The sequence below is a fragment of the Streptomyces sp. XH2 genome (assembly GCF_049725035.1).
In the GTDB taxonomy this organism is placed as follows: domain Bacteria; phylum Actinomycetota; class Actinomycetes; order Streptomycetales; family Streptomycetaceae; genus Streptomyces; species Streptomyces roseoverticillatus.
The window spans coordinates 60,334-76,964 of the sequence record NZ_JBMMMZ010000021.1; the positions used below are offsets into that span (position 1 = coordinate 60,334).

The window sequence follows — 16,631 nt, forward strand, 5'->3', positions numbered from 1 at the left end:
GCAGTGTTCAAGAAGCCGATCACCATCAGCGTGCACGCCACCGACGAGCTGGGGCGGGCCCGGTTCGCCCGCGAGGTACGGGCGATGCTGCCCGAGGTGCGGGTGGTCCGGCGGGACGAGGAGGGGGACGTCGGCTTCGTCCTCATGGGGGCCGACGACCCGGCCGCTGCGGCCACGATGCGGCGGCTGACGCGCACGGGGGCATCGGTGGTGCTGGTCGCGGACGAGCTCGGGGAGAGCGAGCTCATGGCCGTGGCCGAGTACGGCGTGCGGTCCGTGCTGTGGCGCCCCGCGATCACGCGGCGGCAGCTGTCGCGGGCCGTGCACAGCGCGGCGGGATGCTGCCCAAAGCTGCCCATGCTGACCGCGCTCATGTGACACTGCCGTCATGGTGACGACAGAGCGTGCCATCCCACCCCTGACGGCCGATGAGCGCACCACACTGGAGAGTTGGCTGGACTTCCAGCGCGCCACCCTCGCGCGCAAGGTCGCCGGCCTGACCGACGAACAAGCGAGGGACGCGGCAGCACCCCCGTCCACGCTGAGCCTGCTGGGCCTCGTGCAGCACATGGGCGAGGTGGAGCGGCAGTGGTTCCGCAGAGTGCTCCGGAACGAGACGGCGCCGCCGCTGTACGGGCCGGGCGCGGGCAGCGAGGCGAGATCCGCCGAGGATCTGGGCGACGCCAACGCGGGCCTGTCCGTCGCGCCGGACGCGAATCTCGCGGAGGCGGTGGCCGTGTGGCAGGAGGAGATCGCGCGGGCCCGCGCCACGTGCGCGCCCCTGTCGCTGGACGCCGTGGGAAAGGTGAAGGGACAGGAGGTGTCCCTGCGGTGGATCTTCCTGCACATGATCGAGGAGTACGCGCGGCACAACGGCCATGCTGACCTGCTGCGGGAGCGGACGGACGGCGCGACGGGCTACTGAAGCCCTTCACCGGACCTGATCTTGACCTCAAGTCAGGTCGAGCTCTTAGCGTTTTCGTCATGACGACGGAACGCGAAACCCTCGACGGCCCCGACACCGCCCCCGCCACCGACACCCCGCTCGACGTTCCCGCGCTGGCGGCCCAGCCCGTCGCCTACTGGACCTGGGCCGCCACGCAGGCGCTGCTCGACCACATCCGCGGCGCGATGGCCCGCGAGGACATCACCCAGCAGCAGTGGTGGACGCTCAACCACGTCGACGGCGCGGAGAACGGACTCACCCGCGCCGAGGTCTGCGAGCGGCTGGAGCCCTACCTCAACGGCGTGACGCCCGGCTCGATGGGCCACGCCGTCGACAGCCTCCTGCACCGCGGATGGCTCGTCGCCGGCGACGCCGGACGCCTGACCCTCACCGGCACCGGGCGGGACGCCAAGGCCAGGATCAAGAAGCTCGTCACGCGGCTGCGCGCGGAGATCCACGAGGGCATCACGGACGAGGAGTACGCGGCCGCGCTCTCCGTCCTCCAGCGGATGATCAGCAACGTGGGCGGCACGGCCACGCCGCGTTGAAGCCGGGCACCTGGCACTTCGGCCGGCACGCACACGTGAGCCCCCGCGCCGAGAACGGCGCGGGGGCTCAGCACGTAAAGGTGCGTAAAGGCGCGTACTACTTGACGACCGGCTTGCGGATCGACAGGTGGAGCTCCTTCAGGCGGGCCTCGTCGACCTCGCTCGGGGCGCCCATCAGCAGGTCCTGCGCGTTGCCGTTGAGCGGGAAGGCGATCGTCTCGCGGATGTTCGGCTCGTCGGCCAGGAGCATCACGATGCGGTCGACGCCCGGGGCGATGCCACCGTGCGGCGGGGCGCCGAACTTGAAGGCGCGCAGCATGCCGCCGAACTCGCGCTCCACGTCCTCGTTGGAGTAGCCCGCGATCTCGAACGCGCGGTACATGACCTCGGGCTCGTGGTTGCGGATGGCGCCGGAGGACAGCTCGATGCCGTTGCAGACGATGTCGTACTGCCAGGCCAGGATGTCCAGCGGGTCCATCGTGTTCAGCGCCTCCAGGCCGCCCTGCGGCATGGAGAACGGGTTGTGCGAGAACTCGATCTGGCCGGTGTCCTCGTTCTTCTCGAACATCGGGAAGTCGACGATCCAGCAGAAGCGGAAGACGTCCTCGACGAACTGGCCGGCGCGCTTGGCGGCCTCGACGCGCACGGCGCCCATGATCTTGGAGACCTCGTCGAACTCGCCCGCGCCGAAGAAGATCGCGTGGCCGGGCTCCAGGCCGAGGCGCTCCACGAGCGCCTTGACGTTCTCCTCGGTGAGGAACTTGGCGATCGGGCCGGTCAGCGCGTTCTCCTCGCCGACACGCACCCAGGCAAGGCCCTTCGCGCCCTGCTCGACCGCGTAGTCGCCGAGGCCGTCGAAGAACTTGCGCGGCTGGTCACCGGTGTCCGGGACGGCCAGCGCGCGGACGTGCTTGCCGGCGAAGGCCTTGAACTCCGAGCCCTCGAAGACGTCGGAGACGTCGACGAGCTCCAGCTCGGCGCGCAGGTCCGGCTTGTCGGAGCCGTACTTGAGCATGGCCTCGCGGAAGGGGATCCGCAGGAACGGCGAGGTGACGTGGCGGCCGTTGCCGAACTCCTCGAAGAGGTCGGTCATGACCTTCTCGATGACCTGGAAGACGTCCTCCTGCTCGACGAAGGACATCTCCACGTCGAGCTGGTAGAACTCGCCCGGCGAGCGGTCGGCGCGGGCGTCCTCGTCGCGGAAGCAGGGCGCGATCTGGAAGTAGCGGTCGAAGCCCGCGATCATCAGCAGCTGCTTGAACTGCTGCGGGGCCTGCGGCAGGGCGTAGAACTTGCCGGCGTGCAGACGGGACGGCACCAGGAAGTCGCGCGCGCCCTCGGGGGAGGTGGCGGACAGGATCGGGGTGGCCATCTCGTTGAAGCCGAGGGCGGTCATCTTCTCGCGCATGGAGGCGATGACGGCGGAGCGCAGCATGATGTTGCTGTGCATGCGCTCGCGGCGCAGGTCGAGGAAGCGGTACTCCAGGCGGCGCTCCTCGTTCACCCCGTCCTCGGTGTTGATGGTGAAGGGCAGCGGCTCGGCGGCGCCCAGCACCTCGACCGCGTTGACCTCGACCTCGATCTCACCGGTGGGGAGCTCGGGGTTGATGTTGTCGGCGCCGCGGCTGACGACCTTGCCGTCGACGCGGACGACGGTCTCCTTGGTGAGGTGGCTCAGGGCCTCGTTCGCGGGGGTGCCGGGACGGGCCACGAGCTGCACCAGGCCGTGGTGGTCGCGGAGGTCGATGAAGAGGATGCCGCCCAGGTCACGCCGATTGTGCAGCCAGCCGCTCAGTCGCACGTCGGTGTCGACGTCAGCCGCACGGAGCTCGCCGCAGGTGTGGGACCGGTACCGATGCATCGTTCATCCAAGTCGTGATCGAGGGCGTGGGCCAGCCCGCCTGCGGCACAGGGCTCGTACCGCGGCACAGGGCTAGCGTGCATACAACACGGGAGCAAGCGTACTGCGCGCTTGTGAAGATCCGCCCACCGTACCTTCGGTGGTACCCCTTGCGCAGACCTGCATAAAGTAGGGCAATGCGCACCGAGGACGTACTGGCCGCCACGGCGACCGGCCTGTGGCACTGGGACAACGCCACGCGCATCGCCACCTTCGACGCCGAGGCCTCCCGGCTGCTGGGCCTCCCCGCCACCCGTACGGAGCTGACCGAATCCGCGACGAGGGCGCGCTTCCACGCCGTGGACTGGGTGGAGGTCCAGGGGGTGATCAGCCTGGCCGTGGCCGAGGGCACGCTCACCGAGGCGCGGCTGCGGGTCGTCGACGAGAAGGGCCGGGCACTGCGGACGGTGCGCTGCCGGATGCGGCCGCAGCTGCGGGCCGCGGCCAAGGGCCGGGTGGACTTCGTGCTCGTCGGCACGCTGCAGGAGGTGCCGGAGCCGCAGCCGGGCACGTCCACGGCCCGTGCGCCGATGGTCACGGGCGACTGGCGGCGCAACAGGGAAGCGTTTCTGCTGGATGCGGGGCGGGCGCTCGCGGAGGCCCGCTCCACGGCCGAGGTGCTGCGGGTGGCGGCCGGGCTGTCGATGCCCGGCTTCGAGCCGTCCGGGCTCGCGGTCTTCAGCTCCGAGGGCGGCCGGGTGCGCGTGATCGGGCACCACGGCTACACCCCCGGAAGCGCGGACCCGTTCCTCGACCTGCCCATGGACGCGGCCTACCCGGCGGCCGAGGTCATCCGCACCGGCCGGGGCATCTACCTGCCGTCGCCCGCCGACTACGAGCGCCGCTTCCCCGCCGCCTGGCAGGACGTCGCCCACTTCGGGCGGCAGTCGTGGGCGTTCCTGCCGCTGATCAACGCGGGGCAGGTCATCGGGGCGTGGATGGCCGGATTCAGCGTGCCGGTGTCCTTCACGCCCGACGAACGGTCCGTGCTCACGACGGTGGCCCGCATGCTCGCGCAGGCCCTGGGCCGGGCCAGCGTGCACGAGTCCGAGCGGGAACTCACCGTGGGCCTGCAGCGCTCCATGATGCCCACGCTGCAGCAGGACATCCCCGGCATGGCCGTCGCCGCGCGCTACGTGCCGACCGGCGGCGGGCTGGAGGTCGGCGGCGACTGGTACGACATGATCCCCCTCCCCCTCGGCCGGATCGCCCTCGTCATCGGCGACGTGCAGGGCCACGACGTACGGGCCGCCGGGCTCATGGGCCAGCTGCGGATCGCCCTGCGCGCGTACGCCTCCGAAGGCCACCACCCCGACGCCGTCCTCTCCCGCGCCTCCCACTTCCTCGCCGGCATCAACGCCTCCGAGACCGAGGGCGAGGAGGGCGAACCGCGCTTCGCGACGTGCCTGTACATCGAGGTCGACCCGGAGAGCGGGCGGCTCGTCATCGCCCGGGCCGGCCACCCGAACCCGGCGATCCGGCTGAGCGACGGCACCATGCTCGTCCGCAACACCGCCGGCGGCCTGCCGCTCGGCATCGACCCCGACACCGACTACCCCACCACGCGGCTCGTCCTCGAACCCGGCGAGACGATGCTCGTCTGCACGGACGGGCTGATCGAGACCGGCGGACACGACCTCGACAGCGGCTGGAACCGGCTGCGCGAAGTGATCGAGGGACAGCCGCTCGACCTCGGCGGGAGCTGCGGCGGGCCCGACGGCAGCGACCTGGAAGCGCTCGCGGACGCCCTCGTCCGGGCCGTCCACGGCCCCTCCTCCCACTACACGACCGGGCCGCTGCTGGACCGGCGCGAGGACGACATCGCCGTCCTGCTGCTCGCCCGCGAGGACGGCGCGGCGGGCGCGGGGCCGGCGGCCGTGCCGCGTCCCGTACGGCGCACCGTCCTCAGCATCGCCCAGGCCGAACCGGAACGGATCGCCGAAGCGCGGCAGCAAGTGCGCGACCTGATGCACGACTGGCCCGACGCCGACCAGACCGACTCCGCCGCCCTGATGGTCTCCGAAATGGTCACCAACGTCCTCGTCCACACGGACGGGGACGCGGTGCTGATCGCCCGCATCAGCGGCGAGCCGGGGGATCGGTGCGTCCGCGTCGACGTCTCGGACAGCAGCGACGAACTGCCGCACCGGCGGCATCCCGGCGAGATGGCCTCCTCGGGGCGGGGGCTCGTCCTGATGGAGATCCTGGCCGGGGCGTGGGGGGTGGACCCGCGGGGCGAGGGCAAGAACATCTGGTTCGAGCTGTACGAGAAGGACGGGGGACCTGCGGTCCGCTAGCTGCGACGCCGCGGGCCCCTCTCGAGGGGCGGCAACCTGCTTCCGCCGCGGATCCCCTTCCGGGGCCCGGCAGCCCACTTCCGCCGCGGATCCCCTCTCGGGGCCCGGCAGCCTCCTTCCGCCGCAACGGCGGGCAACCACAGGCGAGGTGACCGGCGGTGCCGAGCCGGCCTGAGGCGCGTACGGCACCGCCGGAAACCGCCGCGGGGGCTGAGCGCCACCGCGGCGGATTCATGGGTGCGCGGCACCCATGAGCCCGGGCACGACCGGTGCGTACGGCACCGCCGAAACCCCCGCGAGGGGCTGAGCACCGCCGCGGCGGATTCATGGGGGGCGGGCCCCCATGAACCCCGGCCCGCCCCCCCCGCAGGGGCTACGCAGGGGCCTACGCGGTCGGGATGACTCCCAGCCGCCCCGCCTGGTAGTCGTCGAACGCCTGGGCCAGTTCGGCGTGGGTGTTCATGACGAACGGCCCGTAGTGCTGCATGGGCTCACGGATCGGCCGCCCGCCCAGCAGCACGACCTCGAACCGCTCGCTGCGCGAGTCCTGCTTCTCCGCGGCCGCGGCCCGGATCGTCAGGGAGTCCCCGTCGCCGAAGACGACCGTCTGCCCGGTACCGAAGGGACGCCCCTCCGCACCGGCCGCGCCGTACCCGGCGAGCCCGTACGCCAGCGCGTTGAAGTCGGACCGCCACGGCAGCGTGACCTCCGCCCCCGGGCTCACGGAGGCGTGGATCATCGTGATCGGGGTGTGCGTCGCGCCGGGCCCGGCGTGGCCCGCCACGTCGCCCGCGATGAGCCGCAGCAGCGCGCCGCCGTCCTGCGACGCCAGCAGCTTCACGCTGCCGCCGCGGATGTCCTGGTACTTCGGCGCGATCATCTTGTCCTCGGCCGGCAGGTTCACCCACAGCTGCAGGCCGTGGAAGAGGCCGCCGCTCATGACGAGCTCCTCCGGCGGGGTCTCGATGTGCAGCAGGCCGGAGCCGGCCGTCATCCACTGCGTGTCGCCGTCGGTGATGACACCGCCGCCGCCGTGCGAGTCGCGGTGCACGAACGTGCCGTCGATGATGTAGGTCACCGTCTCGAACCCGCGGTGCGGGTGCCAGGGGGTCCCCTTGGGCTCGCCGGCCGCGTAGTCCACCTCGCCCATCTGGTCCATCATGATGAACGGGTCCAGGTACTTGTAATTGATCCCCGCGAAGGCCCTGCGCACGGGGAATCCCTCGCCCTCGAACCCGGACGGGGCCGTGCCGACGTACAGCACCGGCCGCTGCGGGGCACCCGCCGCGGCGGTGACGCGCGGCAGGGTCAACGGGTTCTCGACGGTCACTGCTGGCATGACGACCTCCTCGGTTCGTTCACGTTTCAATTTAGTTGAAGGATGAACAACCCGCAAGGACCCCGCATTCCCCGGCACCGGAACCGCGACCCGGATCATGGACACTGGATCAATGCGCCAGAACGCCAGCGGGCCCCGCCCGGCCGCCGTCACCGCCCTCGTCGCCGCGGTCCTGGCGCTGGCCGCCGCCGGTCTGGTCGTGGCGCACCAGGGCCTGGCCACGGACTCCCCCGTGGCCGACGGCGACGCCTCGGGGCACTACGCGCAGCCGAAGGCGCAGGGGGACGAGACGGCGGAGGCGATGCGCGCGGCCGTCCGCAGCGAGAACGGCACGGCGCCCCTCAAGCCCGCGAGCAGCGGCAGGACCGACCCGCTCCCCACCTCGGAGCCCCTGCGCGCCACCGAATCCGCGCCCTCGCCGGCCGTCGGACCGCTGTTCTACACGGGCCAGGGCGCGCCGGGGCACGGCTGCAGCGCGAGCGTCGTGCACAGCCCGAAGGGCGATCTGATCGTCACCGCGGCGCACTGCGTGTATCAGGACGGCTTCCGCACGGACATCGCGTTCGTCCCGGGCTATCACGACGGCGTCGCGCCGTACGGGGTGTGGGTGCCGGCGTCGGTGGACATCGACCCGGAGTGGGCGGCCGACCGCGACCCGGACCACGACGTGGCGTTCCTGCGGGTGCGCCGCCCGGGCGCGGACACGAGGGCGATCGAGCAGGTCACCGGCGCGGAGCGGATCCGCTTCCGGCCGCCGGTGGGGCGGCAGGCGCGGGTGACGGGCTATCCGGTGACCGAGGAGCGCCCGGTCTCCTGCCAGAACGCCACGAAGTCCTTCAGCCCCACCCAGCTGCGGTTCGACTGCGCCAACCTCCCCAACGGCACGAGCGGCGGCCCGTTCCTGACGGACGTCGACCCCGCGACCGGCCTGGGCACGGTCAACGGGGTCGTGGGCGGCCATGACGAGGGCGGCGACGAGGAGACGTCGTACAGCTCGTACTTCGGCGAGGAGGCCGAGGCCCTCTACCGGCGCGCGACGACGGCGGGCTGACCGCCCGCACGCGCCGGCCGGGGTCAGCCGTACAGCCGCCGCATCGTGAAGTCCACCATCTGCTCGACGGCCTTGGCGTCGAACACCATGCGGTGGTCCCCCTCGATGTCGAGCACGAAGCCGTACCCCGTCGGCAGGAGGTCGATCACCTCCGCGCCCGTGATGACGAAGTACTTCGACTCCTTGCCCGCGTACCGCCGCAGCTCCTTCAGCGACGTGAACATGGGGATCACCGGCTGCTGGGTGTTGTGCAGCGCGAGGAAGCCGGGGTTGTCGCCGCGGGGGCAGTAGACCTTCGACGTGGAGAACACCGTCTGGAAGTCCTCCGCGGACATCGAGCCCGTGGTGAAGGCCCGCACCGCGTCCGCAAGCGACGGAGGGGACGGCTCCGGGTAGAGCGGCTGTTCGCCGTAGACACCGGGGCCGCCGTGCTGCTGAGGCGGCGGTGGCGGCGGCGCGTAACCCTGCGTGCCCGCGTTCTGGTCGTAGCCGTACATGCGCCAAAGCGTAAAGGGTCACAGTGGGCCGAACAGGGGTTGCGTCTTATTACCGGTGGGTAGCATCATGCAGATTACTGCCCGGTACGTATTTGAGGGTTCATCCTCCCAGTCCTACGGAGCCGTTGTCATGGGCCACTACAAGTCGAATCTCCGCGACATCGAGTTCAACCTCTTCGAGGTCCTCGGCCGCGACAAGCTGTACGGCACCGGCCCGTTCGCGGAGATGGACGTCGAGACCGCCAAGGACATCCTGTCGGAGATCACGCGCCTCTCGGAGAACGAGCTGGCCGACTCCTTCGCCGACACGGACCGCAACCCGCCGGTCTTCGACCCGGACACCAACACCGCCCCGGTTCCGGACACCTTCAAGAAGAGCTACCAGGCCTACATGGACGCCGAGTGGTGGCGTCTCGGCATCCCGGAGGAGATCGGCGGCACCACCGCGCCCCGCTCGCTGATCTGGGCCTACGCCGAGTCGATCCTGGGCTCCAACCCGGCCATCTGGATGTACTCCTCGGGCCCGGCGTTCGCCGGCATCCTCTTCGAGGAGGGCACCGAGCAGCAGAAGCACATCGCGAAGATCGCGGTGGAGAAGCAGTGGGGCTCCACCATGGTCCTGACCGAGCCGGACGCCGGCTCGGACGTGGGCGCCGGCCGCACCAAGGCCGTGCAGCAGGAGGACGGCTCCTGGCACATCGAGGGCGTGAAGCGCTTCATCACCTCCGGTGAGCACGACATGGCGGAGAACATCCTCCACTACGTCCTCGCCCGCCCCGAGGGTGCCGGCCCCGGCACCAAGGGCCTCTCCCTCTTCCTCGTGCCGAAGTACGAGTTCGACTTCGAGACCGGCGAGCTGGGCGAGCGCAACGGCGTCTACGCGACCAACGTCGAGCACAAGATGGGCCTCAAGGCCTCCAACACCTGCGAGATGACCTTCGGCGACAAGCACCCCGCCAAGGGCTGGCTCATCGGCGAGAAGCACGACGGCATCCGCCAGATGTTCATGATCATCGAGTTCGCCCGGATGATGGTCGGCACGAAGGCCATCGCCACCCTCTCCACCGGCTACCTCAACGCGCTGGAGTACGCCAAGGAGCGCGTGCAGGGCCCGGACCTGGCCAACTTCATGGACAAGACCGCGCCCAAGGTCACCATCACCCACCACCCCGACGTGCGCCGCTCGCTGATGACGCAGAAGGCGTACGCCGAGGGCATGCGCGCCCTCGTCCTCTACACCGCCTCCGTCCAGGACGAGATCATGGTCAAGGAGGCCGCCGGCGAGGACGCCAAGGCGCTGCACGGCCTCAACGACCTGCTCCTGCCGATCGTCAAGGGCTACGGCTCCGAGAAGTCCTACGAGCAGCTCGCCCAGTCCCTGCAGACCTTCGGCGGCTCCGGCTACCTGCAGGAGTACCCGATCGAGCAGTACATCCGCGACTCGAAGATCGACACCCTCTACGAGGGCACCACGGCGATCCAGGGCCAGGACTTCTTCTTCCGGAAGATCGTCCGTGACCAGGGCCAGGCCCTGAACACCCTCTCCGAGGAGATCAAGAAGTTCCTGGCCTCCGAGGCCGGCGGCGAGGACCTGGCCGCCGCCCGCGGCGCGCTCGCCAAGGCCGCCGTGGACCTGGAGGCGATCGTCGGCAAGATGATCACCGACCTCACCGCGACCGGCGAGGACGTCAAGAACATCTACAAGGTCGGCCTGAACACCACCCGCCTGCTGCTCGCCTCCGGCGACGTCGTCATCTCCTACCTGCTCCTCAAGGGTGCGGCCGTGGCCGCCGAGAAGCTGGACGGCGCCTCCGCCAAGGACAAGGCGTTCTACACCGGCAAGATCGCGGCGGCGAAGTTCTTCACCTCCGACGTCCTGCCGCGCGTCTCCGTCGAGCGCGCGCTCGCCGAGGCCGTCGACAACTCCCTCATGGAGCTGGACGAGGCCGCCTTCTAAGGCTGTTGAGGTTCGTGTGACACACGGGGCAAGAGCCCGGGCGTAAACCCCCGCCCGGCTCTTGCCCTGATCCTTATCCTGAGCGCATGAGCTCTGCGCACCGCTTCGACCGCGGCCACACCGACGACCTGATGACGTTCCTCGCCGCCAGCCCCTCGCCCTACCACGCGGTGGCCAACACCGCCGAGCGGCTGGAGAAGGCGGGCTTCCGCCAGGTCGCGGAGACCGACGCGTGGGACGCCACGACCGGCGGCAAGTACGTGACGCGCGGCGGCGCGATCATCGCCTGGTACGTGCCGGAGGGCGCGACGCCCGCCAGCCCCTTCCGGATCGTCGGCGCGCACACCGACTCCCCCAACCTGCGGGTCAAGCCGCTGCCGGACACCGGTTCCGCGGGCTGGCGCCAGGTCGCCGTGGAGCTGTACGGCGGCACGCTCCTGAACACCTGGCTGGACCGCGACCTCGGCCTCTCCGGCCGGGTCACCCTCCGGGACGGCAGCCACCGCCTCGTCAACGTCGACCGCCCGCTGCTGCGCGTCCCCCAGCTGGCGATCCACCTCGACAGAGGCGTCAACCAGGACGGCCTCAAGCTCGACAAGCAGAAGCACATGACCCCGATCTGGGGCCTGGGCAAGCCGGACGAGGGCGACCTGATCCGCTTCGTGGCGGAGGAGATCGAGGTCCCCGCGGAGGAGATCGCCGGCTGGGACCTGATGGTCCACAGCGTGGAGCCGCCCGCCTACCTGGGCCGCGACCAGGAGCTCCTCGCCGGCCCCCGCATGGACAACCTGCTGTCCGTCCACGCCGGCGTGGCCGCCCTGATCGCCGCCACCTCCTCCGAGGGCCTCCCGTACATCCCGGTCCTCGCCGCGTTCGACCACGAGGAGAACGGCAGCCAGTCCGACACGGGCGCGGAGGGCCCCCTCCTGGGCACCGTGCTGGAACGATCCGTCTTCGCCCGCGGCGGCACCTACGAGGACAAGGCCCGCGCCTTCGCCGGCACGATCTGCCTGTCCTCGGACACGGGCCACGCGGTCCACCCCAACTACACGGAGCGCCACGAGCCGGGCCACCACCCGCTGCCGAACGGCGGCCCCATCCTCAAGGTCAACGTCAACCAGCGCTACGCCACGGACGGCAGCGGCCGGGCCGTGTTCGCCGCGGCGTGCGAGCGGGCGGGCGTGCCGTGGCAGCACTTCGTGTCCAACAACTCCATGCCCTGCGGGACGACGATCGGCCCGATCACGGCGGCGCGGCACGGCATCGCCACGGTCGACATCGGCGTGGCCTGCCTGTCGATGCACTCGGCGCGGGAGCTGTGCGGGGCGGACGACCCGTACCTGCTGGCGGCGGCGCTCACGGCGTTCCTGGAAGGCTGAGCACGTTGAGCACGGTGAAGCACCGCATCTGGGCCGCGGCGGCCCTGGCCGTCACGGCGGCCCTCACGCTGACCGCGTGCGGAAGCAAGAACGACGACAAGGCCGGCGCGAAGGACGAGCCGTCGGCCGTGGCCCCCTCGGCCGACGAGGGGGAACCAGGTGAGGAGGAGGCGGACGACAAGCCGCAGGACAAGGGCGACGCCTGCGCACCGTCGGACATGAAGGTCGAGGCCGGGTCGCGGTCCGGCAAGGTCCTGCTCGTGGCGACGAATACCAGCAAGAAGCCGTGCACGGCCTACGGCTTCCCGTACGTCCGCTTCGACCAGGACCAGGCGACGGCGGCCGCGGGCGAGGAGACCAAGCCGAAGGCGCCGGTCAAGGTGGCGCCGGGCAAATCCGCCTATGCGGCCGTCACACCGACGGCACCCGACGGTTCGGGCGGCCCGGGCCGCGACGCGCACAAGCTGTCCCTGACCTTCCAGAGCCCGAACGGCGACCCCTTGCAGGGCGACCCGTCGACGCCGGCCCTCCCCACCGGCACGCTCCACGTGGACGACCAGGCGAAGGCCACGTACTGGCTGCCGGACGAGGCCGCCGCGCTCAAGGGCTGACGTCTTCCCTCCGATTGGCCGTTCCGGTCCGGGGTACGCGATGCGTGCCGGCACCGGAACAGCCAATCGGATACGGAGGCTTCAGCCATGGGCATGGGATGGTGCATCGGTCTGATCGGGATCGGGGCGATCCTCACCTTCGCGGTCGACTGGCACGTCGACGGCATGAACGTCCCGCTGGTGGGACTGATCCTGATGGCGGTCGGCTTCATCGGCACCGCCGCGTACGTCAGCATCTACAAGCGCCGCAGGACGCAGCCCCCGCCGCCGGCAGCGCCGGTGGTGGAGGAGGACCACCGCTTCATCCGCTGAGTCCTCACGGGCCGCGGCCGCCGAAGGGCAGGAGGGCCGGGGGGCTGCCGCCGGCCCGGCCCGCCCGGCCGCGTCAGCCGTCCAGCCCCGCAAGGACCAGCGGCAACCGCTCCGCACCGCCGGCCACGACCCGCACCGGCACCCCCCAGTCGTTCTGGTGCATGTGACACGCGGGGTACTCGTTGGCCGGATCGTCGTCGCACGACGCCGCCATCGCCGAGACGTGCAGGATGCCCTCGGTCACGCCCTCCGCCAGCACCAGATCGCGCCCGAGGTCCGTACCCGTCCCCGCGCCCTCCGCCAGGAGCTCCGGCGGCGTGGAGCTGACGATCAGCCGCGTCGACGGCCCGTACCGCGTGTCGAGCTTCTGCCCCGCCGGCGCGGAGAAGACGACGTCGACCCGCAGCCGGCCGGGCGCCACGTCCGTCGCGGCCCGCTGGGTCCGGTGGGCGACGGCCTCCACCCGTACCGCGGACTCCGGCAGCCGCAGCCGCGTGAGCCGGTGCCGGGCGGACTCGACCACGACGACGTCGTCCCCGGCGAGCACCGCGTCGGACGGCTCCCGCAGGTCCGTGGCGAGCGTCGTCACCTCGCCGCTCGCGGGGTCGTAGCGCCGCAGCGCGTGGTTGTACGTGTCGGCGACGGCGACGGACCCGTCGGGGAGGGCGGTGACGCCGAGGGGGTGCTGGAGCAGCGCCTGCGACGCGTCGCCGTCCCGGTGCCCGAAGTCGAACAGGCCCTTGCCGACGGCCGTGTGCACGAACCCGTCACGGTCGACCCACCGCACGGCGGATCCCTCGGAGTCGGCGACCCACAGCCGCTCTCCGTCGGCCGACGCGGCGAGCCCGGAGGGCTGGGCGAACCAGGCCTCGCGCAGCGGCCCGTCGACGATGCCCTCGTTGGTCGTACCGGCGGTGGCTTCGACGGTCCCGCTCCCGGGGTCGTACGTCCACAGCTGGTGCACTCCGGCCATGGCGATCCACAGCCGCCCGTCGAACCAGGCGACGTCCCAGGGGGAGGACAGCGAGATCTCAAGGGCGGGCCCGGACGTGGGCTGACCCTGCATCCACTGCCGGCCGGTACCGGCGATGGTGGTCACCTCACCGCTCGCCGGGTCGTAGGCCCGCAGCGCGTGGTTGACGGTGTCGGCGACGACGACCTTGCCGTCGGGCAGCAGGGCGAGCCCCTGCGGCTCGTTGAACGAGTCCGCTCCGAAGCCCCGCTCGCCGCTGCCGATCCGCCGCACCACCGTCTCGCCGTCGGCCGCCATCTCCACCAGCTGGTGCCGCGTGGAGTCGGAGACGAGGAACCCGCCGCCGGGCAGCACGAGCGCCTTCCCCGGGAACCGGAGGTCCGTGGCCACGGGCTCGGGCGCCACGTACGGCCCGTCCCCGCGCCGCAGCGTCCCCTTCGCGCCGTGCTCGGCCTCCAGCTCGGCGACGAGGGCCTCCAGGGCGTGGGCGTGGCCCTCGCCGGAGTGCTGGGCGACGACGTATCCCTCGGGGTCGATCACCACGAGCGTGGGCCAGGCCCGCACGGCGTACTGCTTCCACGTGGCGAGCTCGGGGTCGTCGAGCACGGGATGGTGCACGCCGTACCGCTCGACGGCGTCGACGACGGCCTGGTGCTCGGCTTCGTGGACGAACTTCGGCGAGTGCACACCGATGATCACCACGGTGTCGCGGTGCTTCTCCTCCAGCTCGCGCAGCTCGTCGAGGACGTGCAGGCAGTTCACACAGCAGAACGTCCAGAAGTCGAGGATGACGATGCGTCCTCGCAGGTCAGCGAGGGAAAGGTCGACATTGCCGGTGTTCAGCCAGCCGCCCTTGCCGATGAGTTCGGGGGCGCGGACGCGTACTCGTGGGGCCATACAGCCATCAAACAACATCCGCCACAGCGGGCATTCCCCCGTCCGGGGAATGACACACGGCGTTAATCTCCGCGGACGCCGAGGACCCGGTCCTTGAGCGCGGGGAAGTCCTCGCGGATCCGGTCGACCCGAGCGAGGTCGAGCTCCACCGAGAGAACCTCCTCCCCGCCCCCGGCCTCCCCGACCACGTCCCCCCAGGGGTCGACCACGACGCTGTGCCCGGCCTGCTCCACCCCCGCGTGCGTGCCGGCCGTACCGCAGGCCAGCACGTACGCCTGGTTCTCGACGGCTCGCGCGCGGGCGAGCAGCGACCAGTGGGCGCGCCGCCGCTCGGGCCATCCGGCCGGTACGACGAACATCCGGGCGCCGCGGTCGACGAGGTCGCGGAAGAGCTCGGGGAACCGCAGGTCGTAGCAGGTGGCGAGGCCCGCCACGGCGCCCGGCAGGGCCACCGTGACCGGCTCCGTGCCCGCGGCCATGGTCACGGCCTCGCCCTTGTCGAAGCCGAAGCGGTGGATCTTCCGGTACGTGCGCACGAGTTCGCCACCGGGGGAGAACACCAGGGAGGTGTTGTACAAGGCCCCGCCTGCCCTGCCCACCCCGCTTACCCCGCCTGTCCCCTCGGCCTCGTCGGCCCCGTCGGCGTCCCGCTCGACGATCGATCCGGCGTGCAGCCAGACGCCCGCGTCGAGCGCGGCGGCAGACATCGCGCGGACCGTGGGACCGTCCAGCGGTTCCGCCTCGACTGCGAACGATTCGAAGGCGAAAGCACCGACGTGCCACAGCTCGGGCAGGACGACCAGATCGCTGCCGGCCTGCTCGCGCACCAGCGCCGCCGCGCGGTCCCGCCGCTCGGCGACCGGCTCGGCCGGATCGACGTTTATCTGAATCAGGGAAGCACGCACAGTACCCACCACTCTCAGCACACGAAACCTCTGCCGGGTCGCCCGCGCGCAGCGTAACTTAACTAACGCACCCGCATCAGGAACGCCCACGCCCCAACGCACCCGCAACGCACTCACATCAGGAACGCCCACGCACCCGCCGCACCGCCCGAGGGATCACGTGACCGTCCACCCGAATCTTCAGCCGGCCATCGACGCCTGGACCCACTCCATCGAAGCGATCAACGACTTGGTGAAACCGCTCGCCGAGAGCGACTGGAACCGGGCCACCGAGTGTCCCGGGTGGTCGGTGCGCGACGTCGTCTCGCACGTCATCGGCGTGGAGACCGAAATGCTGGGTGAGCCGCGGCCGATCCACACGCTGCCGCGCGACCTCTTCCACGTCACCGACGAGTTCTCCCGCTACAACGAGGTGCAGGTGGACGTGCGGCGCTGCCACACCGCACTGGAGATGACGTCGGAGCTGGAGCTCGTCGTCATCCGCCGCTCCCGCCAGCTGCGCAACGAGACGCGCGGCCCGCAGACGGCGGTCCGCTGGCCGCTCGGCTCCGGCAACGAGCAGCCGCTCGAACGCGCCCTGGTGGTACGCGCCTTCGACGTGTGGACGCACGAGCAGGACCTGCGCCGCGCGCTCGGCATGCCCGGCAACCTGGACTCGCCCGCCGCGGTCATCTGCCGGGACTTCCTGCTCGGCGCGCTGCCGAAGGTCGTGGCCAGGGACGCGGGCGCGCCGCCGGGGTCGGCGGTCGTCTTCGACGTGCACGGGCCGCTGGAGTTCCTGCGGACCGTGCGCGTCGACCAGCAGGGGCGGGGGACGATCGACAGCAGCGTGACGCTGGGCCCGACGGTCACGCTGGGGATGGACTGGGAGACGTACGCCCGGCTGGCGTGCGGCCGGGTGCAGCCGGAGGCGGCGCTGGGGCGGATCAAGGTGGAGGGGGAGCCGGGCCTGGCGGAGGCGATCCTCCGGGAGTTCGCGATCACGCCGTAGAGCCCGAGCTCACACCGCAGTACGAGTG

The 16,631-nt window shown here is 71.2% G+C and carries 15 protein-coding genes; 10 read left to right on the forward strand and 5 right to left on the reverse strand.

Annotated elements, in window-relative coordinates; all coding sequences use genetic code 11:
* Positions 1 to 3 precede the first annotated feature (3 nt).
* From ACOTKD_RS34670 to ACOTKD_RS34680, 3 genes are read left to right on the forward strand one after another with little or no spacing between them, the layout of a single operon-like run.
* On the forward strand, positions 4 to 378 hold the full coding sequence (locus ACOTKD_RS34670) for a DNA-binding response regulator (protein WP_424892969.1): 375 nt from the start codon (positions 4 to 6) through the stop codon (positions 376 to 378).
* A gap of 10 nt (positions 379 to 388) precedes the next feature.
* Positions 389 to 925, forward strand: coding sequence for a DinB family protein (locus ACOTKD_RS34675; RefSeq protein WP_424892970.1), 537 nt, complete (start codon positions 389 to 391; stop codon positions 923 to 925).
* A 59-nt stretch (positions 926 to 984) separates the two neighbouring features.
* Positions 985 to 1,494 carry a MarR family winged helix-turn-helix transcriptional regulator gene (locus tag ACOTKD_RS34680; RefSeq protein WP_424892971.1) on the forward strand — a complete coding sequence of 170 codons (510 nt, stop codon included), beginning with the start codon at positions 985 to 987 and terminating at the stop codon, positions 1,492 to 1,494.
* 97 nt (positions 1,495 to 1,591) lie between these two features.
* Here the strand turns inward: ACOTKD_RS34680 and aspS are convergent, their stop codons facing one another.
* Positions 1,592 to 3,355 carry an aspartate--tRNA ligase gene (gene aspS, locus ACOTKD_RS34685; RefSeq protein WP_424892972.1) on the reverse strand — a complete coding sequence of 588 codons (1,764 nt, stop codon included), beginning with the start codon at positions 3,353 to 3,355 and terminating at the stop codon, positions 1,592 to 1,594.
* Between the two features lie 176 nt (positions 3,356 to 3,531).
* Between aspS and ACOTKD_RS34690 the strand changes: the two genes are divergently transcribed.
* Positions 3,532 to 5,691: an ATP-binding SpoIIE family protein phosphatase gene (locus ACOTKD_RS34690; RefSeq protein WP_424892973.1), complete on the forward strand. Its 2,160-nt coding sequence runs from the start codon at positions 3,532 to 3,534 to the stop codon at positions 5,689 to 5,691.
* 385 nt (positions 5,692 to 6,076) lie between these two features.
* Here the strand turns inward: ACOTKD_RS34690 and ACOTKD_RS34695 are convergent, their stop codons facing one another.
* Complete coding sequence (locus ACOTKD_RS34695) at positions 6,077 to 7,030, reverse strand: pirin family protein (protein WP_424892974.1); 954 nt, start codon at positions 7,028 to 7,030, stop codon at positions 6,077 to 6,079.
* A 112-nt stretch (positions 7,031 to 7,142) separates the two neighbouring features.
* On the opposite strand from ACOTKD_RS34695, the gene ACOTKD_RS34700 reads away from it, so the two are divergent.
* Positions 7,143 to 8,081, forward strand: coding sequence for a trypsin-like serine peptidase (locus tag ACOTKD_RS34700; protein ID WP_424892975.1), 939 nt, complete (start codon positions 7,143 to 7,145; stop codon positions 8,079 to 8,081).
* Between the two features lie 23 nt (positions 8,082 to 8,104).
* Here ACOTKD_RS34700 and ACOTKD_RS34705 read toward each other — a convergent pair whose 3' ends face one another.
* Entirely contained in the window at positions 8,105 to 8,578 is a 474-nt protein-coding gene (locus tag ACOTKD_RS34705) for an SseB family protein (protein ID WP_106675595.1), read from the reverse strand.
* A gap of 130 nt (positions 8,579 to 8,708) precedes the next feature.
* Here ACOTKD_RS34705 and ACOTKD_RS34710 point away from each other — a divergent pair, with 130 nt between their 5' ends.
* From ACOTKD_RS34710 to ACOTKD_RS34725, 4 genes are all read left to right on the forward strand, one after another.
* On the forward strand, positions 8,709 to 10,535 hold the full coding sequence (locus ACOTKD_RS34710) for an acyl-CoA dehydrogenase (RefSeq protein ID WP_424892976.1): 1,827 nt from the start codon (positions 8,709 to 8,711) through the stop codon (positions 10,533 to 10,535).
* A gap of 86 nt (positions 10,536 to 10,621) precedes the next feature.
* Positions 10,622 to 11,914: a M18 family aminopeptidase gene (locus ACOTKD_RS34715; RefSeq protein ID WP_424892977.1), complete on the forward strand. Its 1,293-nt coding sequence runs from the start codon at positions 10,622 to 10,624 to the stop codon at positions 11,912 to 11,914.
* 14 nt (positions 11,915 to 11,928) lie between these two features.
* Entirely contained in the window at positions 11,929 to 12,525 is a 597-nt protein-coding gene (locus ACOTKD_RS34720; RefSeq protein ID WP_424893008.1) for a DUF4232 domain-containing protein, read from the forward strand.
* An 87-nt stretch (positions 12,526 to 12,612) separates the two neighbouring features.
* Positions 12,613 to 12,837: a hypothetical protein gene (locus ACOTKD_RS34725; RefSeq protein ID WP_030366913.1), complete on the forward strand. Its 225-nt coding sequence runs from the start codon at positions 12,613 to 12,615 to the stop codon at positions 12,835 to 12,837.
* A gap of 73 nt (positions 12,838 to 12,910) precedes the next feature.
* On the opposite strand, the gene ACOTKD_RS34730 is transcribed toward ACOTKD_RS34725, so the two are convergent.
* Together ACOTKD_RS34730 and ACOTKD_RS34735 are read right to left on the reverse strand one after the other, a co-directional pair.
* A complete protein-coding gene (locus ACOTKD_RS34730; protein WP_424892978.1) occupies positions 12,911 to 14,707 on the reverse strand; it encodes an NHL domain-containing thioredoxin family protein in 1,797 nt (598 codons plus the stop codon).
* A gap of 62 nt (positions 14,708 to 14,769) precedes the next feature.
* On the reverse strand, positions 14,770 to 15,612 hold the full coding sequence (locus ACOTKD_RS34735; RefSeq protein ID WP_424892979.1) for a carbon-nitrogen family hydrolase: 843 nt from the start codon (positions 15,610 to 15,612) through the stop codon (positions 14,770 to 14,772).
* 160 nt (positions 15,613 to 15,772) lie between these two features.
* On the opposite strand from ACOTKD_RS34735, the gene ACOTKD_RS34740 reads away from it, so the two are divergent.
* A complete protein-coding gene (locus tag ACOTKD_RS34740; protein WP_424892980.1) occupies positions 15,773 to 16,603 on the forward strand; it encodes a maleylpyruvate isomerase family mycothiol-dependent enzyme in 831 nt (276 codons plus the stop codon).
* Positions 16,604 to 16,631: the final 28 nt, after the last annotated feature.